Raw genomic sequence first — 26744 nt, 5'->3', positions numbered from 1 at the left:
CGCGCTCCTGCTCTGGTTCCAACGAGGTTATGCGCCAGATTGGAATCCGTTCCCGACCGCCATTGCGGGCCGGTTGGCTATGGTGCAGCCGATGGGCGATCGGGACGGATCAGGACGCCGGAGATCAGCTCTCGGCCAATGCAGCGTTTCTACGCTCGAGCTCGACAAGCAGGCCGCTGTGGTCGAGATCGCCGGCATTGGCGATGAGGCCTCGGAACAGATCTGCGGTCAGGGCCGTGTAGGGGAGAGACTCCAGGTCGATCCGGTCCGCCGCATCGAGTGCGTTGTCGAGATCTTTCAGGTGGGTGATCGAGCGGCCCTTCGTGACGAAGTCGCGCTCCACCATACGCTGCCCGTGAAGCTCGAGGATGCGGCTTTCGGCAAAACCGCCGCGAAGCGCTTCTCGCACCTTGGCCGGGTCGGCCCCGCCGCGCTGCGCCAGCATAAGCGCCTCGGCGACCGCTCCGATGGTCACGCCGACGATGATCTGGTTGGCGAGCTTCGCCAGCTGGCCGGCGCCGTGCGGCCCCACGTGAACGGGACGCCCCATGACTTGCAGGATCGGTTCGACCCGGCCGAAGATCTCGGCCTCGCCGCCCGCCATGATGGCAAGCGTCCCCTGCTCCGCTCCGAGCGTTCCGCCGGACACCGGGGCATCGATGTGATGGATGCCACGCTCTGCCAGATGCCGGGCGTGATCCTGCGCCTCGGCGGGCTTGATGGAGCTCATGTCGACGACGACGGCGTCCGGCTGCAGGGCCTGCGCCGTCCCCTGCGCGAACAGCACGTCAGTGACGATGGTGCCGTTCTCCAGCATCAGGACAACCACATCGGCGCCGGCGACGGCCTCGGAGGGCGTATCCACCACGCGGGCCCCGAACGGCGCGAGCGCCTCGGCCTTGTCGCGCGACCGGTTCCAGACAATCAGGCGATAGCCCGCATCGAGCAGCCGCCGGGCCTGGCGCGAACCCATGAGACCGATGCCCAGAAAGGCCACGGTGCCGAAACCGGATGCCGTCATCGCAAGCTCCTTCAAACCCGATCGTCTGATGAACGACGCTCTCACGCCACCGCTGATGACGCCTTCGGCCGAACGACGCGTCCCACCAGGGTGCTCAGGACCGGCCCGAGCGCAAGGGCGAGACCGATGAGCATGAGCGTTGTGACAAGCCCATTCGACCAGAAGATCGAGAGCGATCCCCGCGACATGATCATGGACTGGCGGAAGGCATCCTCCGCCTTGTCGCCGAGCACCATCGCCAGAACGAGGGGCGCGATCGGGTAGTCGAGCTTCTTGAACAGGTAGCCGACGATGCCGAAGGCCAGGGCCAGCCACAGGTCGAACGGACGGCCCGCGACGGTGTAGGCGCCGACGAAGCACACGACCACGATCACCGGTCCGATGATGGCGAAGGGAATGCGCAGGATCGAGGCGAAGAGCGGAATGGTTGCAAGCACCATGAGCACGGCGACGATGTTGCCAAGATACATGCTGGCGATCAGGCCCCACACAAAATCCGGGCGCTCGATGAACAGCATCGGTCCCGGATTGAGACCCCAGATCATCAGGCCGCCCATCATCACGGCCGCGGTCGCGGAGCCGGGAACGCCGAGGGCCAGCATCGGCAGGATGGCGCTGCTTCCGGCGGCGTGATCCGCGGTCTCGGGAGCGACGACACCCTCGGGCTCGCCTTGCCCAAAGCCTTCCTTGCGGCGGGAGAGCCGCTTGGCGATGCCGTAGCTCATGAAGGACGCCGCGGTCGGCCCGCCGGGCGTGATGCCCATCCAGCATCCGATGATGCTGCTGCGCAGGAGAGTGACCCAGTAGCGCGGCATCGTCGCGATGGTCTTGAGGACGTCGCGCACCCTGACGCGGGCGCTGATGCCTTCGAAGCGAAGCCCCTCTTCCATGGTGAGCATCAACTCGCCGATGCCGAAGAGACCGATCACCGCGATGAGGAAGCTGATGCCGGACAGCAGCTCGTTGAAGCCATAGGTGAGGCGCAGGCCCCCGGACACCGTATCCATGCCCACTGCCGCAAAGGCGAAGCCGAGGCCCATGGAGACGACGGTCTTGAAGGGCGATGCAGCGCCAAGGCCGATGAAGCTCGCGAAGGCCAGGAAGTAGACGGCGAAATATTCCGGCGAACTGAAGCGAAGGGCGAACTTGGCGACCCAGGTCGACAGCACCGTGATGAGGATGACACCCACGAGAGCGCCGAAACCGGCCGACAAAAACGCCAATGTCAGCGCCTGCGTGGCCTGCCCCTGGCGAGCCATGGGATAGCCGTCGAATGTAGTCGCTACCGATGACGGCTCGCCGGGAATGTTGAAGAGAATGGATGTGGTCGATCCGCCGAAGAGCGCTCCCCAGTACATGCTGGTGAGGAGAATGATCGCGGCCACCGGGTCCATGGTGAAGGTCAACGGCAGCAGCAGCGAAACGCCGTTGGGAGCGCCAAGTCCGGGAAGCACTCCGACGAGAATTCCCAGAAGGACACCGATGATCATCAGCGCAACGTGATAGGTCGACAGTGCGACGCCGAATCCATGAAGAAGCGATGCAAAATTTTCCACGGCCGGTCCCCGTCAGGTTTGGAGGCTAGTAGAGGCCCAGAGCGGCTTCGAGCGGACCTTTCAGGAGCGGAACCTGGAACGCCATTTCGAGCACGAGATAGAAAGCGATGGCTGCAGCAAGACCAGAGGCAACGGATATGACGAGACGATATTTCCCCTGCACCCACATGACGAAGGAGATGTAGAGAGCCGTCGCCACATAGAGCCCGAGAAGACGGGCCACGACCACGAACGCGAGCATCGGCAGGAAGAAGGATGCGACGCGCTTGGCTTCCTCGCGATGAATGAAGACGGATTGCAATCCACCGCGGCCGATAATCGCCTGGATCAGCGTTCCTGCGCTGGCAGCGATGACGAGAAGCCCGATATAGAAAGGAAATGCGCCAGGCTCCGGCCCAGCATCTCCCCACCCGATCCCGAATTCCAGCGCGCCGACCACCGCAGCGAGGCCCAAGCCCGCCGTCAGAGTCGCGGTTCCGATCTCAGCCGTATAACGAGAAATCATGGCGTCCGTCCCGTTTCCGTAAGTGCGTAAAGAAATGCTGGCGGAGAAAGCCCCGCCAGCCATTGGCTATCGCAATTAGCGAACGACCCAGCCTTCCTGCTCGAAGACCTTGCGGTTCTTCGCATCGTCCGAGGCAATGAAGCTCTTGAGATCCGCACCGGCGATGAACCGGTTGGTCTGTGACGTCCGCTCGATATATTCCTTCCACTCCGGCGTCTCGCTCACCTTCTTGAGCACATCGGCATAGAAGGCCACGGCCTCGGTGGGCACGCCGCCGGGCAGCCATACGGTGCGCGGCATCTGGAACTGATCGATCGGGATACCAGCTTCCTTGCAGGTCGGAATGTCCGCCCAGCCCATGGTCGCCGTGACCTTCGGGCCATCCTGCAGACGCGACGGGCTGAACACGCAGAGCGGGGTGATCGCGCCCGCCTTCCACTGCCCGGCATTCTCGTTCGGATTGTTCGTGTTCGAATCGATGTGGCCGCCGGCGAGCTGCACGCCGGCTGCGCCGCCGCCCTGGAACGGCACGTAGATGAACTTGGCGCCCGTCGCATCCTGAATCAGGCTGGTCAGCGTCTGGTCCGTATCCTTCGACTGGCTTCCGCCCATCTTGAAGGAATCGGGTTTAGCCTTCACGGCCTCGATATAGCTCTTTGCGTCCTTATAGGGTGCGCTTGCATTGACCCAGAGCAGGAACTCGTCCAGCGCCATGGCGGCGACGGGCGTCAGCTCATCGGGCTTGTAGGCGAGCTTTGCCACGTAAGGCAGAAGATAGGCGTTGTTCGTGCCGAAGGTGAGCTTGTGAGAATCGCCGGTCGCCACCTTGGCGTAGATGAAGCCTTCCGCACCGCTGCCGCCACCCTTGTTGGTGACCACGACCGCCTGGTCCATCAGCTTGTGCTTGGCGATGATCGACTGCACGACGCGGGCGAAATTGTCGGTGCCGCCGCCGGGGGCCGACGTGACGACGAACTCAACCGGCTTCGTCGGCTTCCAATCGGCGTGCGCTGCGCCTCCGAATGCCACGGCCATTGCGGTGGCCACCAACCATGACGTCTTCTTAAGCATCTTTCTTTCCTCCATTTTGATGTTTCCGACCGATGGCGTCGGTTCTGCGGAACGGGATGTTCAGGAATTGACGGCCGACAGACGCGGCTCGGGCTGAGCCGCGGACCGACGGGCGCGCACTTCGGTGCCCATGCGGATCGCCAGCGAGAGCGCCTCGCGGCTCGCACCGAGATTGGCGATGCCGCGTCCGGCGATCTCATAGGCTGTACCGTGCGCGGGCGTGCAGATTGGGAACGGGAAGCCGCCGATCAGCGTCACGCCGCGATCGAAGCCCATCAGCTTCATCGCGATCTGGCCCTGGTCGTGATACATGGTGAGGACCGCATCGAAGTCACCGTTCTTGGCGCGCAGGAACACCGTATCTGACGGGAACGGCCCCTCGACTGCAAAGCCCTTTTCCTTCGCCTGCACGACAGCCGGCTCGATGACGTCAATTTCCTCGGTGCCGAAATTGCCGCCATCGCCGGCATGGGGATTGAGCCCGGCGACTGCGATGCGCGGAGGATTGAACCCGGCAGCGCGCATGCACTGATCGGCGAGCGTCAGCGAGCGCAGGATCGATGGCCCGGAGATTGCGGCAGAGACCTGGGACAGCGGGATATGTGAGGTCACGCGCGCATTCCAGGTCTTGCCCAGAACATTGAACTCGCTTGCGGCCACCGATGTCTTGAGCACATCGCGCACGAAGCGGATCTCGTCGTCGTACCCGTCATAGGCAAGGCGCATCGCCTTCTTGTTGAAAGGCGTGAAGAACACAGCGTCGGCGCGACCGGATTGGGCGAGCAGCAGCGCACGACGGAAATTCTCGGTCGCGAAAAGACCGCCCTCGAGGGTTGCCGTCGCGGGCGTCACCTGATCGAGGCTCAGGTTCTTGAGATCGACGAAAACAGGGCGGGTCGCGCCTTCCGGAACCTCATCCTCCGACGAGACCACCTCGACGTCCACGTCGACACCGGCGACCTTGGCGCCCTGCGCCAGAATTCGCAGGTCGCCGAAAATGACGAGGTTCGCCCCGGTGCGAAATTCTTCTGCGGCGATGAGCTTGGCAGCGAGTTCAGGGCTGATGCCGGCGGGATCGCCCATCGCGAACGCAACTCTGGGCTTTTCGGACGTGGTCGATGACGTGTGGGCGTTCACAGCGGCCTCATTCTCAAGATGACGGAAGGACACTAGCAGCCCAAAATGCCGTACACAAGTATGCTGTATGCAGAATTTTGTTTGCATGGATTTAGGAAAGGGTTGTATAAAAATCCGGCGCCCGTCAGGAACGTGAGGCTGAAACAATGGAACGAGTCATGGCACTTGAGGCTGCAGACCTGCCGATCGGCGACTTCGATTCGCGCGGCCCGATCCTCCGCCCGACGCTCCATGACGCCATCGTGGCGCGCGTCCGCGACATGATCATCGAGGGCGAACTCGCTCCCGGCACCCGGCTCCATGAGGGCAATATCGGCAAGATGCTCGGCGTTTCCCGCACGCCTTTGCGCGAAGCGGTCAAGTTTCTGGCGAGCGAAGGCCTGCTCGAGCTATCGCCTGGCAAGGGCGCCGTGGTCCGTCAGTTTACGGCAAAGGATGTCTGCGACAGCCTCGTGGTGCTCGGCAACCTCGAAGGCCTTGCCGGACAACTCGCCTGCGAACACGCCAGCGATGCCGAAATCCTTGAGGTGCGCCATCTGCACGACCGCATGATGGACATGTATGCGAAGCGCGACCGCATGCCCTATTTCAAGCTGAACCAGAACATTCATTCCGCCATTCTCCGGCTGTCGAAGAACGAGGCGCTGATCTCCGTTCACAGCATTCTGCAGGCCCGACTGAAGCGGATCCGCTACATCGGCAACGAGGGACCCGAGAAGTGGGCCGGCGCCGTGGCAGATCACGAGGAGATGATCGAGGCCCTCGAGGCACGGGACGGCGAGCGCCTGTCCAAGGTGCTGACCGCGCATATGGAGAAGACCTGGGAGCGGGTCAAACACTCCGTCTGACTTGACCAAACTGACGTGCCACCCTCTAGCCTTCCGAGAGCCTCGACATGAGCGCTGAGAGCGAACTTCGCGAGATGATCTGCCGCTTCGGGCGCTCCCTGTTCGAGCGCGGACTGACTGCGGGGTCCTCGGGCAACATCTCGGTGCGGCTGAGCGATGGGGGCTGGCTCGCCACACCCACCAACTCTTCGCTCGGCTTTCTCGACCCGGCGCGCCTGAGCAAGCTCGACGACGAAGGGCGGCTCCTGTCGGGAGATGCCCCGACGAAGGAATTGCCGCTTCACTCGGCGCTCTATACGACCCGGCAGGGCGCCGGCGCTATCGTCCATCTGCATTCCACCCACTCCGTCGCGGTGTCGATGCTGCCGGACGTCAACCCTGACAACGTGCTCCCACCCATGACCGCCTATTATGTCATGCGCGTCGGCCGCACCGCTCTCGTGCCGTACTACCGGCCGGGCGATCCGGCCGTTGCCGACGCGATCCGCGGTCTTGCCGGGCGGTACAGCGCGGTTCTCCTCGCCAACCATGGACCCGTGGTGGCCGGCAAGGATCTGGAGGCGGCCGTCTATGCCACGGAAGAGCTGGAGGAGACCGCAAAGCTGCGCCTTCTCCTGCATGGCCTCAATCCTCGTCTCTTAAGCCGGGCACAGGTTCAAGATCTCGTCTCACACTTCAAGCTGGACGAGGCGATTGCCGAGGACATGCCCGAGGACGAGCGGAACTGCTGCTCCCACGACCATCACCCTTCCCACACATGCGGATGAACTCATGCCCCGCTTTTCGGCCAATCTAGGATTTCTGTTCACCGAGCATACCGAAATCGAGCGGATCGCAGCCGCCGCAGCATCAGGCTTCAAGGCGGTTGAAATGCACTGGCCCTACCAGGTGCCACCGGCGGAGATGCGCAGCGCCCTCGCGCGGAGCGAGGTCACGATGCTCGGACTGAACACACCCGTCGGCAATGCGTCCGCGGGCGATTTCGGGCTAGGTGCCTTGCCGGGGCGTGAGAGCGAATTCCAGCAGGCGCTCGACCAGGCCGTGTCCTACGGCCATGCCATCGGAGCATCGGCGGTCCATTGCATGGCCGGTGTTGTGGCGGCGGATGCTAGAGCTGCCGCCGAACTCACCTTCGTCGAGAACCTGAAAGCGGCGGCCGACAAGGCCGCACAGGCTGGAATGACCGTTCTCCTCGAGCCGATCAATCACCGCGACCGGCCCGACTATTTCCTTCACACCATCGAGCAGGCGGCGTCGATCATCGGCCAGGTGGGACGCAGGAACGTGAAGATCATGTTCGACTGCTACCACACACAGATCATGCAGGGTGACCTGACGCGCCGGCTCAAGGATCATCTCGACCTGATCGGTCATGTGCAGATCGCCGCCGTGCCGAGCCGGGCCGAGCCCGACGAAGGCGAGATCGACTATCGCGACATCTGCCGAACGCTCGACCGCCTTGGCTATGACGGCTGGATCGGCGCGGAATACAAACCTCGCGGCCGGACGGAAGACGGCCTCGGCTGGCTCTCTGCATGGTCCGACGATCGATCGACCTCCCGGGGAGATGCAGCATGAGACTCGGATGCATCGCGGACGATCTGACCGGCGCCTCGGATCTCGCCCTCATGCTGGCCCGCGAAGGACTGCGGACAATCCAGACGATCGGCGTGCCGCGCGAGGGTCTCGACCTCTCCGCTGCCGATGCCGTCGTCGTCGCGCTGAAGTCCCGGACGATTCCGCCGCAGCAGGCCATCGAACAGTCGCTGGCGGCGGCTACCGCCCTGCGGAAGGCCGGCGCCTCCCATGTGTTCTTCAAGTATTGCTCCACCTTCGACTCGACCGACGAGGGCAACATCGGCCCGGTCACCGAGGCCTTGCTCGCCTTCACCGGCAGCGACTTCACCCTCGCCTGCCCTGCCTTTCCGGCTAATGGCCGCACAATCTACAAAGGCCATCTGTTCGTGAACGGCGTGCCGCTTCACGAGAGCAGCATGAAGGATCATCCGCTCACGCCGATGCGGGATTCCAACCTTGTCCGCGTCCTGCAGCGCCAGATGGAGCTGTCCGTCGGTCTCGTCCCGTATGAGGATGTGGACGCAGGCCCGGATGCTCTCCGCTCGGCCTTCGCGCGTGAGCGGGCGGCGGGACATCGGGTGGTGATCGTCGATGCCGTGAGCGACACGCATCTTCGCTCCATCGGCATGGCGGCAGCCGACTTTCCCCTGATCACCGGCGGCTCGGGCGTTGCGATGGGGCTTCCGGCCGCCTATCGGCAGGATGCCGCATCTGCTGCCGCTCCCCGCGGCGCGAGCTTCGATGCTCCTGATGGGCGACCGATCATCCTGGCGGGGTCCTGCTCCAGCGCAACGCAGGGCCAGGTCAAGGCGGCCATCGATGCAGGCGTTCCCGCCCTTCGGCTCGATCCGATGCAGCTTTCATCCAAGGATGTCACTGCCCAAACTGCGCTCGACTGGCTGGCCGCTCAGCAGACGAACGGCCCAGTTCTGATCTATTCCACATCCACCCCAGACGACGTGCAGGCCGTGCAAGGCAAACTCGGGCGCATGAATGCCGGCGAGATCGTCGAAAAGACGCTCGCGGACATCGCGCGCGCTCTGCCCGCTCTCGGCTTCACACGGATCATCGTTGCAGGTGGCGAAACCTCCGGAGCCGTCGTGAACGCGCTCGACGTTAAAGCGCTCACCATCGGCCCCGAGATCGATCCCGGCGTGCCGTGGACCCGGTCCCTCGGCGGTGTCGACCTCGCCCTCGCCCTCAAGTCGGGCAATTTCGGCGCCCCTGACTTTTTCCTCAAGGCCTGGACCATGCTTCGGTAGGACCGGCACAAAGGCCTTCACATCTCACGAGCACAAGAACCGGCGACGCCCTGCGCACCGGACGGGAGAGATACGCCATGAATTTCCATGACCATTACGCGAAGGCTGACCGCCCCGTCGAAACCTGCGTCGTCGGCACGGGCGGGTTCGGGCAGAGCTTTCTCGCTCAGGCGCGGCATGTGCCGCTGATGAATGCACGCATTGCGGTCGACCTGACTGCGGAAGCCGCCGCGGCGGGCCTGAAAGCGGCCGGCATCGACCCGCGCAACATCCGGATTTGCGAATCCGCGAGCGATGCAAGAGCCGCATGGGATCGAGGAGACTTCATCGCCGCCAGCGATCTCGCGCTCGTCGCCGAGCTTCCCTTCGATGTGGTCGTCGAGGCAACCGGACGCCCGAGAGCCGCCGCCCGCCATGGCCTCCTTGCTATCGAAGCCGATAAGCATCTTGCTCTTGTGACGAAGGAAGCCGACAGCGTGATCGGACCGGAGCTGAAGGCCCGCGCTGCCGAGAGAGGCCTCATCTCCACGACCGTCGACGGCGACCAGCCGAGCCTGCTCATCGGGCTCGCCACCTGGGCGGAAGTCATGGGCTTCCACCTGATCGCTGCAGGAAAGTCGAGCGAGTATGACTTCGTTTTCGATCCCGCCACGCGTCATCTCAGCAGCAACGAGCGTTCGGCCGACGATGTCGATCTTTCTCCCCACTGGGAACTTGGAACGAGGAGCGTTTCGGAGCTTCTCGAAGCCCGTCACGCCGCGATCTCCGGCTTCCCGCAGCGCGCCGTGCCGGACCTGTGCGAGCTCATGGTCGTCGCCAACGCGACCGGCCTGCAGCCGGATCGCCTCGATCTCCACGCTCCCCTCGCCCGCATTGGTGAAGTGCCGACCATCTTCTCTCATCGCGAGGGAGGCGGCATCCTCTCCGGTGATCGTCGTCTCGACGTGTTCCACTGCCTGCGCAAGCCCGATGAGATCAGCTTTGCCGGCGGCGTCTTCGTGGTCGTGCGCTGCGACGATGCCACGAGCTGGGAGATGCTGGCCCAGAAAGGTCATATCGTCAGCCGCACCAGCGCAACTGCGATGATCTTCCTGCCGCGCCACCTGCTCGGGCTCGAGGCCGCCACCAGCATTCTCGACGCGGCCCTGCATCGCCGGTCGGGATACGGCTCCGATTACAGGCCGCGCTATGACCTGGTCGCCGTGGCGACCGACGACCTCGCTGCGGGCACCGTTCTGTCCATGGGCGGGCATCACCATACGATTGCCGGCGTCACCGCTGAGTTCCGTCCTGCGCAACCCCTTGTAGCCTCGGCACCCGCCCCGTTCTATCTCGCTTCCGATTGCCGTCTTGCCGCGCCGGTTGCGAGAGGGCAGGAGATACGCATGTGCGATCTCGAGATGGACGAGGGCCAGGCTCTGATGAAGCTGCGCCGCGATCAGGACACGCGGTTCTTCGGACGTCGTGCGCAGGCCGCGATGTGAGCGTGCGAGTGATGTCAATGCTGGCTCTTCTGAAGCCCGACCGTTTCACCCTGGCTCTCGTGGCAACCGCCATCGTCGCGACGATCCTGCCGGCGACGGGTGCGGGCGCTCCCGTTCTCAAGGTAATAATCGCCGGCTCGATTGCCCTTCTGTTCTTTCTGCAGGGGGCACGCCTCCCGCGCGAGGCGATCATCCAAGGCGCCGTTCACTGGCGCCTTCACCTGATGGTGTTCGCCGCGACCTTTCTGCTTTTCCCCGCTCTAGGGCTGCTCACGAAAACCTATCTGCAATCCTATCTCGCGCCCGGCATTGCCCTTGGCGTGCTCTACCTCTGCCTCCTTCCCTCCACGATCCAGTCATCCATCACGTTTACATCCATTGCCGGTGGGAATGTCGCTGCAGCCGTGTGCAGCGCGTCGGCCTCGAATGTCATCGGCGTCTTCCTGACCCCGCTTCTCATGGGGTTTCTCATGCAGACCCAGGGCGGAATATCCCTGAATGCCATCGGCGAGGTCGTGCTGCAGCTCCTCGTACCTTTCCTTGTCGGACATCTCATGCGCCCCTGGATCGGCAGATGGGTGGAAAGGCAGCGGACCTTAACGGGGATCGTCGACCGCGGCGCGATCCTTCTGGTCGTGTATTATGCGTTCGGCGAGGCGACTATCAACAATCTGTGGCATCAGCTGGATCCAAGCGACCTGATCGTCCTCGTCGTCCTCAACTGCGTGCTTCTCGCCACCGTGCTGCTCATCACGACCGGCGCAAGCCGCCTGCTCGGATTCTCGCGGCAGGACGAGATCGCCCTCGTGTTCTGCGGCTCCAAGAAGAGCCTGGGCAGCGGCGTGCCGATTGCGAGCATTCTATTCCCGGCAAGCATGATCGGCGCCGTCATCCTGCCGCTGATGCTGTTCCACCAGATCCAACTGCTCGTCTGCGCCGTCCTGGCGCGATCCTATGCCGAGCGCAATTGACCGAGGATGACGATCGCCCTGACGCGAACGAAAGGAATTCAGCCGGCCTGGGGCGCAGCTCCTGCGGGTGTATCGTTCTGCAACCGATCGAGGAGCTTCCTCAACATCGCCTTCACATGCTCTTTGATGGCCTGACTACTCGGCTCGGCGACGCTCGGCTTCAACTGGGTCATGCCTCGCCCCCCAAGATCTACAGCGAGTTGATGATCCCTCAAACAATAGGTGAGCGTAGAAGTGTAGCTGTGCTACAGCACACATACTTTAGGGTTAGGCCCTGCTGCGATGCCGGGAACTATCCCTTCGATAATCCTACTACCACCTCCGAAATGCTGCAGATGCGAGAGCATACTGTTACGCTTCGGAGAGTGAGGGGGATGGGATTATGCAGCGTTTTGAAGTCATTCAAATGCGTGAGGATCTCTGGTCGGTGATGTACCAGGGGCAAACCCTGTACCAGTATACGACGGAGGAAGAGGCGCGGTGGGCTGCATTGGCTCTCGCGACGAACGCCTGTGAGACAGGATCTCAGGCATCGGTCGTCATCACCCCGTCCGGCATGAGCGACGCGGTCTAGGATCTAAGGCGACCGAATTAACTCCATCGGCAACGAGCGCCGCGAAAGCGGCCGGAGTTTCTGCGCTTCGGCTCTCTCATCGCGCAGCCTAGAGCCCGATGAAGCAAGGTCACATGCGTCGGTCGCCAGAACCACCTGACCGAACCGCTTCGCCGCCATCACCCAAGAGGATCGTTGCCATGAAACTGCTTCATGCCGATGTCTTCGAACTGCTTTTCCAATCGGTCCTGGCCGTCAGCGGTATCGCGGCATTCGCGATGCTCACCGTGGCTGGCCGCTACATGGTTTAGAATCGCGCTTCGGCGCGGATTGAAGTTGCACCTGAGCATCTTCCCGAGTTCGGCACCGGCGCAAATCTTCTGCAGCACCGCTCAGAGACCTCTTCCCGCCATGACGATGCGCGTAGCCCGATGGCCGATGGCCTTGGGACCTCTTGACCTCGACCTCGCACTGGCTCACTATCTCATAACTAAAGCAACTAATACATAATTATAGAGCAAGAGGGAGACACATGAGGATCAAAGGAGCATTGCTTACCGGTGTGGTTCTGCTCGCATCGAGCCCCGCCTTGGCTCAATCGGGAGGTGTCATCAACGTGGCGACGATCGGCGAACCGCCGACACTCGACCCCATGGTCTCGACGGCGGATCTCGTCGGGATCGTCACCCAGCACTTCTTCGAGACGCTTTACACCTTCGACAAGGATTGGAAGGTGACACCCCTTCTCGCGGCAAGCATGCCCGAGGTCACCGAGGGCGGAAAGGTCTATACGATCAAGCTGCGGGACGGCATCAAGTTTCACGACGGCTCGGACATGACCTCCGAAGATGTGGTTGCCTCTCTCAAGCGCTGGATGGAGCAGGGCTCCCGCGGCAAGCAGGTTGCCGGCAATGTCGACAAGCTGGAAGCTGTCGATCCCTCAACCGTGCGTCTGACCCTGAAGACGCCCTATGCGCCTCTCCTGGCCCTTCTGTCGTTCAACAACTCCGCGGCTGTCATCATGCCGGCGGAGAAGATGGATGTTCCGATGAAGGAGCCGGTCGGGACCGGCCCCTACAAGCTGAAGGAACGCAAGCCGGATCAGTATATCCAGCTTGTTCGCAACGACGCCTACAAGCCTCTCGACGGCGCCGGAAACGGCTATGGCGGAGCGCGCAAGGCCATTCTCGACGAGATCCGTTTCGTCCCGGTTCCGGATCCCAATACGCGCGTCGAAGGTGCGATTTCCGGACAGTTCGACTATGTGGACTCGCTCCCGGTCGAATCCTTCGATCGCCTCAAGAACCTGCAGACATCGAAGCCGGTCATCCTCAAACCCTTCGGCTGGCCGGTCTTCGTGATGAACACGAAGCAGGGTGTGACGGAGAATGTCGACACGCGCATGGCCATCCGGTTGGCACTGAGCATGGAAGACATGCTGGCCGCCGCCTTCGGCAATCCCGAATTCTACTCGCTCGACGGCGCCATGTATCCGAAGGGCTATGTGTGGAATTCGAATGCCGGCATCGACGGTCGTTACAACGTCGCGGATCCCGACAAGGCCAAGGCGCTTCTGAAGAAGGCCAATTACAACGGTGCGCCGCTGCGCATCCTCACCAGCCGCCAATACGAGTTCCACTACAAGATGGCACAGGTGGCGGCGGAATATCTCAAGCAGGCCGGGTTCGCCGTCGATCTTCAGGTCGTCGATTGGGCGACCCTGACACAGCGGCGCGGCGATCCGGCTTTGTGGGACATCTACATCACCCACAGCCCGTTCCTGCCGGAGCCGGCTCTGATCGGCCAGCTGTCCGAGAGCTCGCCCGGCTGGTGGTCGACCCCGGCACGCAAGAAGGCGGTCGATGCCTTCAACACCGAGAGCGATCCGCAGAAGCGCCCCGCACTCTGGGCCGAGGTCCAGAAGGTCATTTACGACGAAACCCCCAGCATCAAGATCGGCGATTTCAACGCCCTGTCGGCGCAATCCCCGAAGCTGGAAGGCGTCGTGCCTGCGCCCTGGCCTTACTTCTGGAACGTGTCGGTCAAGAAATAAGCGCACGCAATCCGGGGAGCGCTCTAAGGAGTGCTCCCCACCCCTCCTCTTTTGCATATGGACGCATGAGCCGTTACGTCATTCAGCGCCTTCTCGGCATGCTCGCCGTGATGTTCGTCGTGGTCACGATCGTCTTCATCATCGTGCGCATCGCTCCTGGCGACCCTGCGGCCGTGATGCTCGGGCCCGACGCCACGGCACAGGACATCGCCGCACTGCGCACTCGCCTCGGCCTCGATCAGCCGCTCATCGTGCAATACGGCATTTTCTTCGGTCAATTGCTGCAGGGCGATCTCGGCGAGTCCATCTTTCTCAACCGCCCTGTCCTCTCGGCCTTGGCGGATCGCGCCGAGCCGACCTTCTTTCTGACGCTGTTCTCCATGTTCATTGCCGGCCTGATCGCCATTCCGGTCGGCATCCTGTCGGCTTACTGGCGCGGGTCGATCTTCGATCAGGCCTCCACGACGCTGGCGATGCTGGCGGCATCCATTCCGAGCTTCTGGCTCGGCCTGCTGCTGATCCAGTTCTTCGCAGTGCGGCTCGGCATATTCCCGGTCTCAGGCTACGGCGGTCCGGGCGCAAGCCTCTTGACGAGGCTGTCGCATCTCGTCCTTCCGGCCCTGTCCCTTGGTATCGTCTCGTCGGCACTGATCCTGCGCTTCACCCGGGCCAGCATGCTCGATGTTCTCAACGATGATTATGTTCGCACTGCGCGCTCGAAGGGGATGAGCGAGTTTCGGGTGGTGATGAAGCACGCTTTCAAGAATGCGCTCATTCCGGTGTTGACCGTTATCGGCCTGACGGCGGCCCTTCTCGTGTCCGGCGCTGTGGTGACCGAAACCGTGTTCGGCCTGCCGGGCGTCGGCAACCTTGTCGTCTCGGCCGTCCTGAGGCGCGACTATCCCGTGATCCAGGGCGCCCTGCTGATCGTGGCCGCGCTCTATGTTCTCATCAACTTCCTGATCGACATGCTCTACCTGCTCATCGATCCTCGGGTGCGTTACTGATGGCTGCGGTCAGCTCCCCTGCCATTGCCGAAGCGAGCTTCGTCTCGCGGCTGATCACCCGCAAGACGGTGATGGTCGGCATTCTCATTCTCCTCGTCGTCGCAGCCCTGGCGATCCTGGCTCCGTTGATCGCACCTTATTCGCCGAGCCGCCTGTCGGTGGTGAACCGCCTGAAGCCGCCGAGCGGCATCTACTGGTTCGGCACGGACGAGTTCGGCCGGGATGTCTTCAGCCGCACGATCTATGCGGGGCGCCTCTCCCTGCTCGTCGGTGCGTCGGTGGTGGCGTTTGCGGCCGTCTTCGGCGTTACGCTCGGACTCGTGGCCGGATTCTTCCGCCGCCTCGACACGCCGATCGCCCGCATCATCGACGCCATGATGGCGTTCCCGGACATTCTCCTGGCGATCGCCCTCGTTGCAGCGCTGGGTCCGTCCCTCGTCACGGTCATCGTCGCGCTCGGGATCGTCTACACGCCGCGCCTCGCCCGCATCGTGCGCGCCTCCACGCTCGTGATCCGCGAACTGCCCTATGTGGAAGCAGCCCGCGCCCTCGGGGTTCCGACCTGGCGCATCATGACGCGGCACGTGCTGCGCAATCTCGTGTCGCCCATTCTCGTCCAGGGAACTTTCATCTTCGCCTATGCGATGCTCGCCGAAGCCGGCCTGTCGTTCCTCGGCCTCGGCGTGAGCCCCGAGGTGCCGACCTGGGGCACGATGATCGCTGCCGGGCGGCAATATATCGGGCAGGCCGATTGGATGACGCTGTTTCCCGGCATCGCCATCATCCTGTCCGTTCTTTCATTGCAGATGGTCGGCGACGGCTTCCGAGACCTTCTCGATCCGCGCCTGAGAAAGGATCTTTGATCTCATGACTTTTCATGCGGAAGCGTCTCCTCTGCTGCTGTCTGGCGTGAAGCCCGTCGGGTTCGGCAAGGGCGTGCCTCAGGAGGCGATGGACATTCTGATCGGCGCGGACGGAATCATCGCCGGCGTCGGCGCATCGCTGGCGTCGCCGGAAGGGGCCCGCCGCATCGATGCGAAGGGCGCCTATGTCTCGCCCGGCTGGGTCGATCTGCATGCCCATGTCTGGCATGGCGGCACCGACATCTCCATCAAGCCGCGGGTCTGCGGCATCGAGCGCGGCGTGACGACCATCGTTGATGCCGGATCGGCCGGCGAGGCCAATTTCCATGGCTTCCGCGAGTACATCATCGAGCCCGCCAGGGAGCGCATCAAGGCCTTCCTCAACATCGGCTCGATCGGCCTCGTCGCCTGCAACCGCGTCAGCGAACTGATCGACATGCGGTCGATCGACATCGATCGCACCATCGCCTGCGTCGAAGCCAATCGCGACATCATCATCGGCATCAAGGTACGGGCGAGCGGCGTGATCGTCGGCGGATGGGGCATCACCCCCGTGAAGATCGCCAAGAAGGTCGCCAAGATCCTGAAGCTGCCGCTGATGGTGCATGTGGGCGAGCCGCCTCCGGTCTTCGACGAAGTTCTCGAGGTCCTCGGCCCCGGCGACGTGGTGACCCATTGCTTCAACGGCAAGGCTGCTGCGAACATCATGGAAGACGAGGACCTGTTCCTGCTCGCGGAGCGCTGCGCGAAGGACGGGGTTCGTCTCGATGTCGGCCACGGCGGCGCCTCCTTCTCGTTCAAGGTGGCCGAACTTGCGATCCAGCGCGGGCTTCTGCCCTTCTCGATCTCGACCGACCTGCACGCCCGCTCCCTCGACAACCCGGTCTGGGACATGGGCACCACCATGTCGAAGCTTCTCTCGGTCGGCATGCCGTTCGAGGCGGTCATCGACGCATCCACGCGGGCGCCGATGGAGGTGATCGGGCTTCCCACCGAGAACCTGCTCTCTCGCGGCACCCGCGCCGAATTCACAGTGTTCGAGGTCAACGACAGCGATTTGCGGATCGTCGACTCGATGGGCTACGGCGCGCACCTGTCGCGTCTGATCGAGCCGGTCTGGACGATCCTCGGCCAGGAGGCCGTCAAGGCGAGCCGCTACGTCCCTCCGCGGAAGTCCGCTCTGGAAAGCTCCGCCTGCCCGCATTGCGGGTGGATCAACGCCCGATGACGGTCCTGCCCGACGATATCGTGCTCAAGGTCTCGGATCTGCAGACTCACTTCGAGCTCGGCAGCCGCGTCGCCAAATCGGTCGACGGCGTGAGCTTCGACGTGAAGCGCGGTGAGACGGTCGCGGTCGTCGGCGAATCCGGTTCGGGCAAGTCCGTCACCAGCCTGTCGATCATGCGCCTCCTGTCGTCACCCGGCCGGATCGTCGGCGGTAGCATCCTTTACCGGACGAGCCAGGGTCAGGTCGTGGATATCGCGACCCTGCCGGAGAGGAAGATGCGAGCCATCCGTGGCCGGGAGATCGCCATGATCTTCCAGGAGCCCATGACGAGCCTCAATCCGCTCTACACGGTCGGCGATCAGATCATGGAGATGATCCGGCTTCACCAACCTGTTTCGGCAGCCGAGGCACGTCAGCGCGCCAAGCAGATGCTGGATCTTGTGGAGATTCCGGCGGCAGACCGCAGATTGGACGAGTACCCGCATCAGATGTCCGGCGGCATGCGCCAGCGCGTGATGATCGCGCTCGCGCTCTCCTGCAATCCAAACCTCCTGATCGCGGACGAGCCGACGACCGCTCTCGATGTGACGATCCAGGCTCAGATTCTCGATCTGCTGCGCAGGCTGCAGCGCGAGATCGGCATGAGCATTCTGTTCATCACGCACAATCTTGGCGTCGTGGCGGAGATCGCTCACGACGTGGTGGTGATGTATACCGGGCGCGTGGTCGAGAAGAGCCCTGTCTCCGGCCTCTTCGCGCATCAGAAGCATCCTTACACCCGGGGCCTTCTGGCCTGCATCCCGAATGCCGCGCGGGACCGCGATGCAGCCGGTGGAAGGCTGCGGCTCAACCCCATTCCGGGCAATGTGCCGAGCGTAACCGCACTGCCGCCCGGCTGCAGCTTTGCGCCGCGCTGCTCCTACCGCATTCCGAAATGCGATGAGGCTCCGCCGCTCATGACGGCCGGCCCGTCCCACCTCAGCCGGTGCTGGAGGCATGAGGCCCTATGAGCACGGACACTCTCTTAAGCGTTCAGGGACTCACCAAGCGGTTCCAGACCCGCAGCGGCACCGTCAAGGCGGTCGATGGTGTGAGCTTCGACGTGAAGCGCGGCACCATCGTCGGCCTCGTCGGAGAATCCGGATCGGGCAAGACCACGGCCGGCCGCTGCACGCTCCGGCTCGTCGAGCCGAACGAGGGTCGGATCGTCTTCGACGGCGTCGATCTGCGCACATTGTCGGAGCGGGACATGCGGGCTTACCGCAGCCGGCTCCAGATCATCTTCCAGGATCCTTACTCCAGCCTCAACCCGCGCCTGCGCATCGATCAGATCATCGGCGAAGCGCTGGACATTCATCGTCCGGTCAAAGGCAGCGCCCGGCGCGACCGCATCGCGGAACTGCTCGAGAGAGTGGGGCTCAATCCGGATGCGGCGCGCCGCTTTCCGCATGAATTCTCCGGCGGACAGCGCCAGCGCATCGGGATCGCGCGGGCTCTCGCTGTGGAACCCGATTTCATTGTGGCGGACGAGCCCGTCTCGGCGCTCGACGTCTCGGTGCAGGCCCAGGTTCTCAACCTGATTCAGGATCTGCAGCAGAGCTTCGGCCTGACGATGCTGTTCATCGCCCACGATCTGTCCGTGGTGGAATATCTCTGCGACGAGGTCGTCGTCATGTATCTCGGGCGCGTCATGGAGCGCGGACCGAGCCGCGAGATCTACGCCATGCCGCGCCACCCCTATACCCAGGCGCTTCTCTCCGCGGCGCCGGTGCCGGATCCGACGGCAAGCCGTCAGCGGATCGTTCTGAAGGGCGATATTCCAAGCCCCATGAATCCGCCATCCGGATGTGTGTTCCGCACACGCTGCCGCTATGCGGTCGAGGCCTGTGCCGAGATCGTTCCTCCGCTCGAGGACCTCGGATCGAACCATCATGTCGCCTGCATTCGCCAAGGCGATTCTGAAGTGATTTCTCAAGGACTGACATTGTGAACGAAGTTCAATATCTGAATGCGTCGAATCCTTACGAGCGCCTGAAGGAGCTTGGCATTGCTCTGCCGAAGCCCCCCAACCCGATTGCCAACTTCGTGACCCATGTGCAGGAAGGAAACCTCCTGTTCCTGTCGGGTCAGGGCCCGCAGGAAGGCGACGGCTACCTCCACACGGGCAAGGTCGGCCTGGATGTCGATCCTGACGAGGCCTATGAGCACGCCAAGCTGACGGGGATCAATCTGCTCGCGGTCATGCAGGATGCACTCGGCGACCTGTCGCGGGTGAAACGCATCGTGAAGCTGCTCGGCATGGTGAATGCCGTGCCCGATTTCGGCGAGCATCCCAGGGTGATCAACGGGTGTTCCGATCTCATGATGGCCGTTTTCGGAGAGGCCGGGCGGCACGCCCGCTCCGCCGTCGGCTTCGGATCCCTGCCCAACAACATCACGGTGGAAATCGAAGCCATCGTCGCCGTCGAGGAATGAGGCATTCCCTCATGCGTGGATCAGCGCCAGCCCAATGTTGCCTCGATCCTCTCGGACGCCTTGCGCACGGCCGTGGTGTAACGCTCGCGATCCTGCACCACGCGATGCTCGGGAAGCACGATGGAGATCGTCGCGAGGCATTCGCCGGAGGGCTGGCAGATCGGCGAGGCAATGCAGGCGACGGAGAAGTCGGACTCGTTGATCTGGATCGACAGACGTTCCCGCAAGGCGGCGACCGAGGCTTCCGACAACGCTTCCGGATTCGTGTTGGCGCGACCCGTGGGCGACACCTTCGCCGCGTGCCTGAAGACATCCAGACGCTCCGCGTCGGGAAGGTGGCCCAAAAGAAGCCGCCCCGAAGCCGTCCAGTTCAGCGGCACGCGCGAGCCGACCTTGGATGTCACCCGGAAATGTCCCGGCCCGTCCGCCATGGCCATTACGACCATATGGTCACCGTCACGCCCGCAGATCTGAATGGTTTCCTCCACCTCCCTGCACAGGTCCTGCATCTCGTGAGTCGCGATGTTGAGGAAGTCGAGGGACTGGGCATAAGCGAGACCGTAATGATAAAGCCGCGGCCCAAGCCAGACCGTTCCGTCGTTGCGACGCTGCAGAAGCCGCTTCTCGACCAGATCCTCGATGATCACATAGACGGTCGAAAGCGGCGCCCCTACAGCCTTCGCGACGGCATAGGCGCCGACCGGCTTCATTTCCGCCTGCAGGAAATCCAGAATCTGCAAGGCACGATCGATGCCGCTGACGCGCGCGCCACGGCTGCGCTTCTCGGGCGTAGCCTTCGCGATATCGGAAACCTTGGTGTCCACTGGATCTTCTCCCGGATCTTCAGGAATTCGCAGCCTGCCGTCACGATTGGCTGCTTCCCGTCACGCGCTTCCTCAATAATGGAATAAACGCCATTCCGGCAACATAAAACATAGAGACAAAGAGCCCCATGACCCAGAATGACATCCGCCCCGATCTCGGCCTTCGCCCCATCATCAACGTCTCCGGCACGATGACGTCGCTCGGTGCATCCATCGTCGTCCCGGAGGCTGTTGCGACCGTTTCTGCGATTCTGCCGCAATTCGTCGAAATCGGCGATCTTCAGAAGAAGGCGAGCCGGACGATCGCACGCCTGTGCGGCGCCGAGGCCGGCTTCGTCACGGCGTCCTGCTCGGCAGCAATCACGCTCGCGATTGCGGGAGCCATGACCGGCTGCGACCTGGCGGCGGTCGAGCGGCTTCCCAATACGGATGGCCTCAAGAACGAAGTGCTGATCATGACCGGCCATATGGTCGGCTATGGCGCACCGGTCGAGCAGGGAATCCGCCTGTCCGGCGCGAAGGTCGTGCCTGTCGGACAGGCGACATCGGCCCACGGCTACCAGCTCAACGGCGCCATCAACGAGCGCACGGCGGCTGCGGTTTATGTGGTGTCCCATCATACGGTGCAGTACGGACAGATCCCGCTCAAGGAGTTCGTTGAGATCTGTCATGCGCGGGGCGTGCCGGTGATCGTCGACGCGGCGTCGGAATACGACCTGAAGGGCTTCCTCGCCACCGGCGCCGATATCGCGCTCTACTCGTCCCACAAGTTCCTCGGCGGCCCGACCGGCGGCATCGTGGCGGGCCGGACCGAGCTCGTTCGCGCGACCTACATGCAGAACATGGGCATCGGTCGCGGCATGAAGATCGGCAAGGAGGGCATTCTCGGCACCATTGCTGCACTGGAGGCCTGGGAGAAGCGAGACCATGCGGCGGTGCGCGAACGCGAGACGCGCTATCTCGAACTCTGGGAGCAGACGCTCTCCGGCCGCCCCGGCGTGACCCCGATCCGTGAAGCCGACCCGACCAACAACCCGCTCGACCGTCTCAAGGTCGCCATCGAGCCGAAGGGCGCGCATATCACGGCCTGGGATCTGGCCGATGCTCTCGCAGCCGGACAGACGCCGATCATCGTGCGCGACCATGAGGTCGAGCATGGCTACTTCTATCTCGACCCCTGCAATCTCCATCCCGGACAGGAAAGGATCGTTGCAGAGCGGCTCGTCGAGGAATTGGACAAGGCGCGACGGTCGAATGAGATCATCGCGACCTCGCTCGATACGCGGCGCAATCGGGCCTCGCGGGCCATCATGCGCTGGCCCGAATGATCGCAGGGACGAAGAGCGAGTAGCGTTGCCTCAACCGGTGACGCGCTCGCCGCGCCCATAGACGAGCAGCATCGCGATGATGACGGTGCCGTAGATGATCTGCCTTCCGGCCTCGGGCATCTGCATGATGGAGAGCACCGAGTTGAGAAGCACGATCAGGATGACGCCCACGAGCGTGCCGAGATAGCGCCCGCGCCCACCGAGGATGTTGGTGCCGCCGATCACCACGGCGGCGATCGCCGGCAACAGATAGGCATCGCCCATGCCCTGGTAGGCCTTCGTGGAATAGCCGGCGAGAAGGACGCCGGCGAGGCCGGCCGCGGCGCCCGAGAGCGCAAAGGCGATGAGGATCACGCGGTTCGTGTCGATGCCCGAGAGATAAGCGGCACGCTCGCGATTGCCGATGGCATAGATCGCGCGTCCGAGAGTCATGCGCGTGAGAATGACGACGACCAATGCCGAGACCGCGAGCCAGACGAGGAGCGCGACCGGTATCACGCCGCCGATGCGGGCGACCGCGAGATACTGCATCAGGTCGGTGGCCGCGGTCTGCGGCGCGAAACCGCCGGTATGAGCGACCATGAGGCCACGCATCACGGCGTTCATTCCGAGCGTGAAGATCATGGACGGCACCCGCAGATACGCGACGCCGAGCCCGTTGACGATGCCGACGACAAGGCCGATCCCCAAGCCCATGGGAATGGCCCATGGTCCGCCGACGGCGGTGGCCATCATGGCGGCGGCGGTCAGCGTCCAGGGCACTGAGAGATCGATGTGGCCGAGCAGGATCACCAGCATGAGGCCCGCCGCCACGATGCCGAGGAAGGATCCCACCTGAAGCTGCTGCAGGAGATATTGCGGCTGCAGGAGCGGCGCGCTGCCCTGCGTCAGGATCGTATAGCCCGTACCGACAAGCAGGATGAGCAGCACGAAACCGGCTGCGAAGACCACAGGCTTGTCGTCCGGCTTCAGGCGAAAGCCCTGCAGCGCGGGTATTGGGGCGGCGGTCCTGCTCACCGGAACACCTCGAGCTTGTTCTTCAGGCGCAGCAGCTTCAAACCGCCGAGGCTCACGGCTGCGAGAAGAACGACGCCCTCGAAGAGCGGCTGAAGAAGCGGAGCTACGTCGAAGATGCGGAAGTTGAACGAGATGGTGCGCAATACGAATGCACCGATCATCGAGCCGATGGCACTTCCGCTGCCCCCGACGAGGGACGTGCCTCCGATTACCACTGCGGCGATGGAATTCAACGTGTAGGCCCCGGCCTGCGGAATGTCCGCATTTCCGGAGGATGTCTGGAGCGCAAGGAACAGGCCTCCTAGCCCGGCAAAGAGCCCGGCCAGCGTGAAGGCCGCAAGCTTCGCCCGGTTGATCGGCAGACCCGACATATAGGCCGCGCCTTCGGAGGATCCGATGGCATAGACCGTGCGGCCTGTGACGGAACGGGTGAACGGCACCCAGACCAGAAGGACGATGAGGGCCAGCAGGATTAGCGGCACCGGAATCCAGGCGAAAGGCTGCAGCCAGAGGGCCTCGCCATCGGAAAAGAGCCCGAAGGTTGCCGCGAACTCCTTCACGTCGCTCGTAACCGCCCAGGACAGGTCCTCATGCACCTTGCCGCCGGGCGTCGGCCGCAGGATGAGGGCAAAGCCCATATAGATCGCACTGGTGGCAAGCGTTGCAATGATCGGCTGGATCCGTCCATAGACCACCACGCAGCCATTGGCGAAGCCGCAGGCGGCACCTGAGGCGATGCAGATCGCAATGCCGAGCACGATCTCGCCCGGGCTGCCGTTCACGAGATGGCTCGCGATGCAGCCGACGAGCGTCATCACCGCACCGACGGAGAGATCGAGGCCCGCCATGAGCACGGGCACCGTCTGAGCCATGGAGACCAGAGCCAGGGCGAAGACCTCGTTGGCGTTCTGAATCAGGACCTGCCCGGTGAAGCCGCGAGGATGATTCGCTTGATAAAAGAGGTAGAGCACAAGGAAGAGCGCAAGTGCGCCGATAATGCCTGCGTGCTGCCGAAGCCGCGGGCCAAGGCTCCCTCGTCGCCCTTGTGCTCTCTCCACCGACTCCACCGCAGCAGGATTAAGCGCCGCGTCAGCCATGAGCCGGCTCCCGCTGCCCGACGATGTTGAGGGCGCTCGCGATCAGATTGCGCTCGGTGATCGCGTCATCCTCGAGTTCGCGAACGATGCGGCCGTCATACATGACAGAGACCCGGTCGCAGCATCCGATCAGCTCCTCGTAGTCGGTCGAGTAGAACAGAATGCAGGCGCCTGCGTCTGCGAGTTCTCGCATGAGACGGTAGATCTCCTGCTTCGTGCCCACATCGATGCCACGGGTCGGATCGTTGAGAAGGATCACATCCGGTCCCGTGGCAAGCCATTTTGCGATCACCACCTTCTGCTGGTTTCCGCCCGACAGGGTCGCGACCGGATCGTCCGCATCGCCGATCTTGATCCGCAACTGCTCGATGGCTCTCCGCACGGCTTCACGCGTGCGGTGCGCGCTGATGAAAGGCCCGAACGCGAGACGCCCGAGAGAGGACATGGCGAGGTTGTCGGCGATCGACATCGAGAGAATGAGCCCCTCGCTCTTGCGGTCCTCCGGCACCAGGGCCATGTGAGCGCGGCCGCTCTTTGCCGCGCGCGGCGAGGACATGGCGAGGTTTCGGCCTTCGACCGTTACCGTACCGTGCACACTTCGCAACACTCCGAAAAGGGCAAGCAGCAGTTCCTTCTGCCCCTGTCCGTCAAGGCCGCCCAAGCCGACGATCTCGCCGCGCCCGGCCGCAAGCGTCACGCCGTTGAGGCGGTTTTCCCAGGAGAGATCGCGGATCTCGATAAAGGGCGGCGGGCGTGGTCGCTCAGGCTTCGGCGGGAACTGCCCTTCGATCTCGCGGCCGATCATGAGCCCGATGATCTCGTCGCGGCTTCGTGTACCCTTGGCGAAAGTCTCGATATGCCGTCCGTTGCGGAAAACCGAGCAGCGATCCGCCAGAGCCTCGATCTCGTGCATGCGATGGGAGATATAGAGAATGCTCAGGCCACTCGCTTTCAGATCGAAGAGCGTGCGATAGACCAGGTCCACATCGGCTGCCGTGAGCGCGGAGGTGGCCTCGTCGAGAATGAGAAGCTTGGGATCACGCCCGAGGGCCTTCGCGATCTCCACCATCTGCCGACGGGACAGCGGAAGGTCGACGACGCGGGTCGATGGGTTGATATCCTCGCAGCCGACGCGGGCGAGCAGTTCCTCCGACCGCCGGCGCTGTGCCCGTCCATCGATCAGGCCGAAGCGGCGCGGAGGGCTCGACAGGGTGATGTTGTCAGCCACCGTGAGCTCCGGCATCAGCGAGAGCTCTTGAAAGATGCAAACGATGCCGGCGCGGTTCGCAGCCGCCGGGTTGGGAAACGTGACAGGGATGCCCTCGAGGGTCATGTGGCCCTCGTCCGGCTGCACGACGCCTGCCATGATCTTCATGAGCGTCGACTTGCCGGCGCCGTTCTCCCCCAGCACCGCGTGGATCGAGCCGCGGCTGCAGGCAAAGTCCACGCTCCGCAAGGCATGAACTCCCCCGTAGCGCTTGGAGACGTTCTCGAGGGCGAAGAAGGGCGCAGGTTTCATAGGACCCCTTCGATGCTCGGAAGAAGAAGCTCCTTTCCCGACTCTCGTCGGGAAAGGAGCGAACGCGTGTCGGCCCTATGCTTCTACTCGGTATTCTTGGCATCCTTCGCCATGATTTCCGGTGCGGTGACATTCACGCCGCAGGCAGGGAATTCATTGGCTGCAAAGAAATTGTCGGAGAGGTTCGACCAGTAGTTCACATTGTCCTTGAGCGTCGTGTAATCGACCACCGGGATCGGGACCGAGATGAGCTGCGGCATTGGATTGCCTTCCAGCGCCGAGAGCGCGGCCTTCATGGAGATCGACACGAGGCCGGGCGACTGGCTGTAGGATAGGCCTTTCAGGCCCTCGCCCGCATGCTTCGCGATGAGCTTGCGGTAGCCATTCTCGCCCTCGCCCGCCATCGGCACGAATGGATGCTTCGCATCCATCATCGCGCGTACGGAACCCGTGGAGCCGCCCTGCGTGAACACCGCCTCGAACTTGCCATGCACGGCGAGCGCATCGGCGGTCGCCTTCTGCGCGGTGCCGTCGTCCCAGTTGCCGACAACCTCGATGATCTGGAACTTGCCCTCCTTCTCCATCACTTCGCGGAAGCCGAGATGACGGTCACGGTCGACCGAGTTGCCTGGGAGGCCCCGCACTTCGAGAACCTTGCCATCGCGCTTCTGCCCCAGCTCCTTCAGAAGGAAGCGTGCCGAGGTGCGGCCGATCTCAAGCTGATCCTCATTCACCTGCATGACCTTGTCGGTATCGAGCACGTTGTCGAACGGGACGACCACCACATTGTTGCGGTCGGCCAAGCGAATGACGCGATCGAAGCCGTCGGGCGCCACGGCAATGGTGATGATGGCGTCGAAGCCCTGATTGATGAAGTCCTCGATGGCGCCGAGCTGTGCGGCAACGTCGGTGCCGGTGGAGACGACCTTCAGCTCCTTGATCTTCTCCTTGATCCCGGCCTGCTCGGCAAAGGCCTTGGCGGTCTGGATCATCTGGATGCGCCAGGTATTGCCGACGAAGCCGTTGACCACCGCAATGCGGTAGGGCCCGGGCTTCTTGTCCCATTGCATGTACTTGGTCTGAGCACTCCAGGGCTTGAAGCAGTTCGGATCCGGTCCCGGTCCGGCGACCGATTTCGGGGCCGCGATGGCGGCAACGGATGAAAGCAGGAAGCCGGTGAAAGCGAGAGCGGACAGGCGAGCAACGCGTGTCATCTGATCCTCCTAAGGCGACGTTCTTCCCCGGCCCGGTTCGTCTGTCGCGAACCTGAACCAACTAGCATGTTAGCGCACCCTTACGGCAGGACAAGCGGGGCGTTTTCGTGATCGACTCTTTAGTCATTGCCGG

26 protein-coding genes are annotated in these 26744 nt (G+C 63.2%); 15 read left to right on the top strand and 11 right to left on the bottom strand.

From position 1 onward, the window contains the following. Positions 1-124: 124 nt before the first annotated feature. The 5 genes from BB934_RS16690 to BB934_RS16670 all read right to left on the bottom strand — a co-directional run bounded on the left by BB934_RS16690 (position 125) and on the right by BB934_RS16670 (position 5236). Entirely contained in the window at positions 125-1021 is an 897-nt protein-coding gene (locus BB934_RS16690; RefSeq protein ID WP_099510648.1) for an NAD(P)-dependent oxidoreductase, read from the bottom strand. 41 nt (positions 1022-1062) lie between these two features. Further along, positions 1063-2577: a tripartite tricarboxylate transporter permease gene (locus BB934_RS16685; RefSeq protein WP_099510647.1), complete on the bottom strand. Its 1515-nt coding sequence runs from the start codon at positions 2575-2577 to the stop codon at positions 1063-1065. 25 nt (positions 2578-2602) lie between these two features. Then, complete coding sequence (locus BB934_RS16680; RefSeq protein ID WP_099510646.1) at positions 2603-3082, bottom strand: tripartite tricarboxylate transporter TctB family protein; 480 nt, start codon at positions 3080-3082, stop codon at positions 2603-2605. Positions 3083-3157: 75 nt separating this feature from the next. Then, positions 3158-4153, bottom strand: a complete 996-nt coding sequence (locus BB934_RS16675; RefSeq protein WP_099512926.1) for a Bug family tripartite tricarboxylate transporter substrate binding protein — start codon at positions 4151-4153, stop codon at positions 3158-3160. Between the two features lie 60 nt (positions 4154-4213). Beyond that, complete coding sequence (locus BB934_RS16670; protein ID WP_173909515.1) at positions 4214-5236, bottom strand: 4-hydroxythreonine-4-phosphate dehydrogenase PdxA; 1023 nt, start codon at positions 5234-5236, stop codon at positions 4214-4216. A 212-nt stretch (positions 5237-5448) separates the two neighbouring features. On the opposite strand from BB934_RS16670, the gene BB934_RS16665 reads away from it, so the two are divergent. From BB934_RS16665 to BB934_RS16640, 6 genes are all read left to right on the top strand, one after another. Then, the gene (locus tag BB934_RS16665) at positions 5449-6138 is read left to right on the top strand and encodes a GntR family transcriptional regulator (RefSeq protein WP_099510644.1); all 690 of its coding nucleotides are present in this window, start codon (positions 5449-5451) and stop codon (positions 6136-6138) included. Between the two features lie 47 nt (positions 6139-6185). Continuing rightward, positions 6186-6905 (top strand): 3-oxo-tetronate 4-phosphate decarboxylase, encoded by a 720-nt coding sequence (otnC, locus tag BB934_RS16660; RefSeq protein WP_099510643.1) that lies wholly within the window; start codon positions 6186-6188, stop codon positions 6903-6905. Positions 6906-6909: 4 nt separating this feature from the next. Then, positions 6910-7716, top strand: a complete 807-nt coding sequence (locus BB934_RS16655) for a hydroxypyruvate isomerase family protein (protein ID WP_099510642.1) — start codon at positions 6910-6912, stop codon at positions 7714-7716. Continuing rightward, the gene (otnK, locus tag BB934_RS16650; RefSeq protein ID WP_099510641.1) at positions 7713-8978 is read left to right on the top strand and encodes a 3-oxo-tetronate kinase; all 1266 of its coding nucleotides are present in this window, start codon (positions 7713-7715) and stop codon (positions 8976-8978) included. Before BB934_RS16655 ends, otnK begins: the two co-directional genes overlap by 4 nt. A gap of 77 nt (positions 8979-9055) precedes the next feature. Then, positions 9056-10462, top strand: coding sequence for an NAD(P)H-dependent oxidoreductase (locus BB934_RS16645; protein ID WP_099510640.1), 1407 nt, complete (start codon positions 9056-9058; stop codon positions 10460-10462). A gap of 17 nt (positions 10463-10479) precedes the next feature. Then, positions 10480-11433 carry a bile acid:sodium symporter family protein gene (locus BB934_RS16640; RefSeq protein ID WP_335645571.1) on the top strand — a complete coding sequence of 318 codons (954 nt, stop codon included), beginning with the start codon at positions 10480-10482 and terminating at the stop codon, positions 11431-11433. 38 nt (positions 11434-11471) lie between these two features. On the opposite strand, the gene BB934_RS50240 is transcribed toward BB934_RS16640, so the two are convergent. Beyond that, the gene (locus BB934_RS50240; RefSeq protein WP_257792360.1) at positions 11472-11606 is read right to left on the bottom strand and encodes a hypothetical protein; all 135 of its coding nucleotides are present in this window, start codon (positions 11604-11606) and stop codon (positions 11472-11474) included. Positions 11607-11815: 209 nt separating this feature from the next. On the opposite strand from BB934_RS50240, the gene BB934_RS16635 reads away from it, so the two are divergent. The 8 genes from BB934_RS16635 (at position 11816) to BB934_RS16600 (ending at position 19612) form a co-directional block, all read left to right on the top strand. Beyond that, positions 11816-12007 (top strand): hypothetical protein, encoded by a 192-nt coding sequence (locus BB934_RS16635; protein ID WP_099510638.1) that lies wholly within the window; start codon positions 11816-11818, stop codon positions 12005-12007. 511 nt (positions 12008-12518) lie between these two features. Then, the gene (locus BB934_RS16630; protein ID WP_099510637.1) at positions 12519-14039 is read left to right on the top strand and encodes an ABC transporter substrate-binding protein; all 1521 of its coding nucleotides are present in this window, start codon (positions 12519-12521) and stop codon (positions 14037-14039) included. Positions 14040-14104: 65 nt separating this feature from the next. Continuing rightward, positions 14105-15046 carry an ABC transporter permease gene (locus BB934_RS16625; RefSeq protein ID WP_162299172.1) on the top strand — a complete coding sequence of 314 codons (942 nt, stop codon included), beginning with the start codon at positions 14105-14107 and terminating at the stop codon, positions 15044-15046. Then, positions 15046-15909, top strand: coding sequence for an ABC transporter permease (locus tag BB934_RS16620; protein WP_099510636.1), 864 nt, complete (start codon positions 15046-15048; stop codon positions 15907-15909). The genes BB934_RS16625 and BB934_RS16620 overlap by 1 nt, the downstream gene beginning before the upstream one ends. Before the next feature lie 4 nt (positions 15910-15913). Then, on the top strand, positions 15914-17137 hold the full coding sequence (locus tag BB934_RS16615; RefSeq protein ID WP_099510635.1) for an amidohydrolase/deacetylase family metallohydrolase: 1224 nt from the start codon (positions 15914-15916) through the stop codon (positions 17135-17137). Continuing rightward, a complete protein-coding gene (locus tag BB934_RS16610; protein ID WP_099510634.1) occupies positions 17134-18147 on the top strand; it encodes an ABC transporter ATP-binding protein in 1014 nt (337 codons plus the stop codon). Before BB934_RS16615 ends, BB934_RS16610 begins: the two co-directional genes overlap by 4 nt. Beyond that, on the top strand, positions 18144-19127 hold the full coding sequence (locus BB934_RS16605; RefSeq protein WP_099510633.1) for an ABC transporter ATP-binding protein: 984 nt from the start codon (positions 18144-18146) through the stop codon (positions 19125-19127). Before BB934_RS16610 ends, BB934_RS16605 begins: the two co-directional genes overlap by 4 nt. Continuing rightward, complete coding sequence (locus BB934_RS16600; RefSeq protein ID WP_099510632.1) at positions 19124-19612, top strand: RidA family protein; 489 nt, start codon at positions 19124-19126, stop codon at positions 19610-19612. Before BB934_RS16605 ends, BB934_RS16600 begins: the two co-directional genes overlap by 4 nt. 20 nt (positions 19613-19632) lie before the next feature. On the opposite strand, the gene BB934_RS16595 is transcribed toward BB934_RS16600, so the two are convergent. Beyond that, a complete protein-coding gene (locus BB934_RS16595; RefSeq protein ID WP_099510631.1) occupies positions 19633-20436 on the bottom strand; it encodes an IclR family transcriptional regulator in 804 nt (267 codons plus the stop codon). Between the two features lie 128 nt (positions 20437-20564). Here BB934_RS16595 and BB934_RS16590 point away from each other — a divergent pair, with 128 nt between their 5' ends. Then, a complete protein-coding gene (locus BB934_RS16590) occupies positions 20565-21764 on the top strand; it encodes an aminotransferase class V-fold PLP-dependent enzyme (protein ID WP_099510630.1) in 1200 nt (399 codons plus the stop codon). A gap of 30 nt (positions 21765-21794) precedes the next feature. Here the strand turns inward: BB934_RS16590 and BB934_RS16585 are convergent, their stop codons facing one another. From BB934_RS16585 to BB934_RS16570, 4 genes are all read right to left on the bottom strand, one after another. Next, entirely contained in the window at positions 21795-22781 is a 987-nt protein-coding gene (locus BB934_RS16585; RefSeq protein WP_237049991.1) for an ABC transporter permease, read from the bottom strand. Continuing rightward, the gene (locus BB934_RS16580; RefSeq protein ID WP_099510629.1) at positions 22778-23878 is read right to left on the bottom strand and encodes an ABC transporter permease; all 1101 of its coding nucleotides are present in this window, start codon (positions 23876-23878) and stop codon (positions 22778-22780) included. Before BB934_RS16580 ends, BB934_RS16585 begins: the two co-directional genes overlap by 4 nt. Then, on the bottom strand, positions 23871-25397 hold the full coding sequence (locus BB934_RS16575; RefSeq protein WP_099510628.1) for a sugar ABC transporter ATP-binding protein: 1527 nt from the start codon (positions 25395-25397) through the stop codon (positions 23871-23873). Before BB934_RS16575 ends, BB934_RS16580 begins: the two co-directional genes overlap by 8 nt. Before the next feature lie 83 nt (positions 25398-25480). Beyond that, positions 25481-26611: a sugar ABC transporter substrate-binding protein gene (locus BB934_RS16570; RefSeq protein ID WP_099510627.1), complete on the bottom strand. Its 1131-nt coding sequence runs from the start codon at positions 26609-26611 to the stop codon at positions 25481-25483. Between the last annotated feature and the right edge of the window lie 133 nt (positions 26612-26744).

It is taken from the genome of Microvirga ossetica, assembly GCF_002741015.1.
GTDB classification, from domain to species: Bacteria; Pseudomonadota; Alphaproteobacteria; order Rhizobiales; family Beijerinckiaceae; genus Microvirga; species Microvirga ossetica.
The sequence above is the reverse complement of the archived record's forward strand: the minus strand, read 5'-3'. Positions and strand labels throughout refer to the sequence as shown.

Coding starts and splice junctions, on each gene's coding strand:
- BB934_RS16670 (WP_173909515.1), bottom strand. CDS start 5,236: ATGGGCGATCCCGCCGGCATCAGCCCTGAACTCGCTGCCAAGCTCATC.
- BB934_RS16655 (WP_099510642.1), top strand. CDS start 6,910: ATGCCCCGCTTTTCGGCCAATCTAGGATTTCTGTTCACCGAGCATACC.
- BB934_RS16630 (WP_099510637.1), top strand. CDS start 12,519: ATGAGGATCAAAGGAGCATTGCTTACCGGTGTGGTTCTGCTCGCATCG.
- BB934_RS16690 (WP_099510648.1), bottom strand. CDS start 1,021: ATGACGGCATCCGGTTTCGGCACCGTGGCCTTTCTGGGCATCGGTCTC.
- otnK (WP_099510641.1), top strand. CDS start 7,713: ATGAGACTCGGATGCATCGCGGACGATCTGACCGGCGCCTCGGATCTC.
- BB934_RS16580 (WP_099510629.1), bottom strand. CDS start 23,878: ATGGCTGACGCGGCGCTTAATCCTGCTGCGGTGGAGTCGGTGGAGAGA.
- BB934_RS16675 (WP_099512926.1), bottom strand. CDS start 4,153: ATGCTTAAGAAGACGTCATGGTTGGTGGCCACCGCAATGGCCGTGGCA.
- BB934_RS16640 (WP_335645571.1), top strand. CDS start 10,480: ATGCTGGCTCTTCTGAAGCCCGACCGTTTCACCCTGGCTCTCGTGGCA.
- BB934_RS16625 (WP_162299172.1), top strand. CDS start 14,105: ATGAGCCGTTACGTCATTCAGCGCCTTCTCGGCATGCTCGCCGTGATG.
- BB934_RS16575 (WP_099510628.1), bottom strand. CDS start 25,397: ATGAAACCTGCGCCCTTCTTCGCCCTCGAGAACGTCTCCAAGCGCTAC.
- BB934_RS16590 (WP_099510630.1), top strand. CDS start 20,565: ATGACCCAGAATGACATCCGCCCCGATCTCGGCCTTCGCCCCATCATC.
- BB934_RS16645 (WP_099510640.1), top strand. CDS start 9,056: ATGAATTTCCATGACCATTACGCGAAGGCTGACCGCCCCGTCGAAACC.
- BB934_RS16635 (WP_099510638.1), top strand. CDS start 11,816: ATGCAGCGTTTTGAAGTCATTCAAATGCGTGAGGATCTCTGGTCGGTG.
- otnC (WP_099510643.1), top strand. CDS start 6,186: ATGAGCGCTGAGAGCGAACTTCGCGAGATGATCTGCCGCTTCGGGCGC.
- BB934_RS16680 (WP_099510646.1), bottom strand. CDS start 3,082: ATGATTTCTCGTTATACGGCTGAGATCGGAACCGCGACTCTGACGGCG.
- BB934_RS16665 (WP_099510644.1), top strand. CDS start 5,449: ATGGCACTTGAGGCTGCAGACCTGCCGATCGGCGACTTCGATTCGCGC.
- BB934_RS16605 (WP_099510633.1), top strand. CDS start 18,144: ATGAGCACGGACACTCTCTTAAGCGTTCAGGGACTCACCAAGCGGTTC.
- BB934_RS16620 (WP_099510636.1), top strand. CDS start 15,046: ATGGCTGCGGTCAGCTCCCCTGCCATTGCCGAAGCGAGCTTCGTCTCG.
- BB934_RS50240 (WP_257792360.1), bottom strand. CDS start 11,606: ATGACCCAGTTGAAGCCGAGCGTCGCCGAGCCGAGTAGTCAGGCCATC.
- BB934_RS16610 (WP_099510634.1), top strand. CDS start 17,134: ATGACGGTCCTGCCCGACGATATCGTGCTCAAGGTCTCGGATCTGCAG.
- BB934_RS16570 (WP_099510627.1), bottom strand. CDS start 26,611: ATGACACGCGTTGCTCGCCTGTCCGCTCTCGCTTTCACCGGCTTCCTG.
- BB934_RS16615 (WP_099510635.1), top strand. CDS start 15,914: ATGACTTTTCATGCGGAAGCGTCTCCTCTGCTGCTGTCTGGCGTGAAG.